This window comes from Megasphaera sp. SW808 (assembly GCF_012027795.1).
Taxonomy (GTDB): domain Bacteria; phylum Bacillota; class Negativicutes; order Veillonellales; family Megasphaeraceae; genus Megasphaera; species Megasphaera stantonii.
In genome coordinates, this window is the sequence record NZ_SJOT01000053.1 from 1 (window position 1) to 1,801 (window position 1,801).

Here is a 1,801-nt window from a genome sequence, read left to right on the forward strand (position 1 = left end):
ATGGCCTCTCAAAACTGAACAATGTGTACGTACTCCAGAATGCCGACCTAAAGATTTGTAACGTCTTCCGCAGAATCCGTTACTTCTTCCCTAGAAAGGAGGTGATCCAGCCGCACCTTCCGATACGGCTACCTTGTTACGACTTCACCCCAATCATCGCCCCCACCTTCGACGGCTGGCTCCGTAAGGTTACCTCACCGGCTTCGGGTGTGAATGACTTTCGTGGTGTGACGGGCGGTGTGTACAAGGCCCGGGAACGTATTCACCGCAGTATGCTGACCTGCGATTACTAGCGATTCCTGCTTCATGCAGGCGGGTTGCAGCCTGCAATCCGAACTGGGACTCTGTTTTTGGGGTTTGCTCCGGATCGCTCCTTCGCTTCCCTCTATTAAGAGCCATTGTAGTACGTGTGTAGCCCAAGCCATAAGGGGCATGATGACTTGACGTCATCCCCGCCTTCCTCCGCATTGTCTGCGGCAGTCTCTCCTGAGTCCCCGCCATAACGTGCTGGCAACAGAAGATAGGGGTTGCGCTCGTTGCGGGACTTAACCCAACATCTCACGACACGAGCTGACGACAGCCGTGCACCACCTGTTTTCGCGTCTTCCGAAGAAGAACTCCTCATCTCTGAGGATGGCACTCAATGTCAAGGCTTGGTAAGGTTCTTCGCGTTGCGTCGAATTAAACCACATACTCCACCGCTTGTGCGGGCCCCCGTCAATTCCTTTGAGTTTCAGCCTTGCGGCCGTACTCCCCAGGCGGGATACTTATTGCGTTAACTCCGGCACAGGAGGGGTCGATACCCCCTACACCTAGTATCCATCGTTTACGGCCAGGACTACCGGGGTATCTAATCCCGTTCGCTCCCCTGGCTTTCGCGCCTCAGCGTCAGTTGTCGTCCAGAAAGCCGCTTTCGCCACTGGTGTTCCTCCTAATATCTACGCATTTCACCGCTACACTAGGAATTCCGCTTTCCTCTCCGACACTCCAGTCTCACAGTTTCCGTCCCCTCACGGGGTTAAGCCCCGCACTTTTAAGACAGACTTATGAAACCGCCTGCGCGCCCTTTACGCCCAATAATTCCGGACAACGCTTGCCACCTACGTATTACCGCGGCTGCTGGCACGTAGTTAGCCGTGGCTTTCTCTTACGGTACCGTCACTGAAAATGGGTATTAGCCACTTCCCCGTTCGTCCCGTATAACAGAGCTTTACAACCCGAAGGCCGTCTTCGCTCACGCGGCGTTGCTCCGTCAGGCTTTCGCCCATTGCGGAAGATTCCCCACTGCTGCCTCCCGTAGGAGTCTGGACCGTGTCTCAGTTCCAATGTGGCCGTTCATCCTCTCAGACCGGCTACTGATCGTCGCCTTGGTGGGCCGTTACCCCTCCAACTAGCTAATCAGACGCAAGCCCCTCCCCCGGCGGTAGCATATTCAGAGGCCACCTTTCTTCCCACTGCCATGCGGCAATGGAAACGTATTCGGTATTAGCAGCCGTTTCCAGCTGTTGTCCCCATCCGGAGGGCAGGTTGCTTACGCGTTACTCACCCGTTTGCCACTAGAGTCCATAGGAAGCAAGCTTCCCATGTCCTCCCGTTCGACTTGCATGTGTTAAGCACGCCGCCAGCGTTCGTCCTGAGCCAGGATCAAACTCTCCATGATATGTGAAGAGCTGATTGCTCGTTCTTACTTATTATTGGTATTACCTGTTTTGAAATCTTATTGCTAAGACCTCGCACTCTGGCGTATTGTTTCGCATCACATTGTTCAGTTTTCAAAGGCCATGCCGTCTCGCGACGACTT

Annotated in this window: 1 rRNA gene; it reads right to left on the reverse strand. The window is 54.4% G+C overall.

From position 1 onward, the window contains the following. Window positions 1-94 precede the first annotated feature (94 nt). A 16S ribosomal RNA gene (locus E0L13_RS11650) occupies window positions 95-1,660 on the reverse strand. Between the last annotated feature and the right edge of the window lie 141 nt (window positions 1,661-1,801).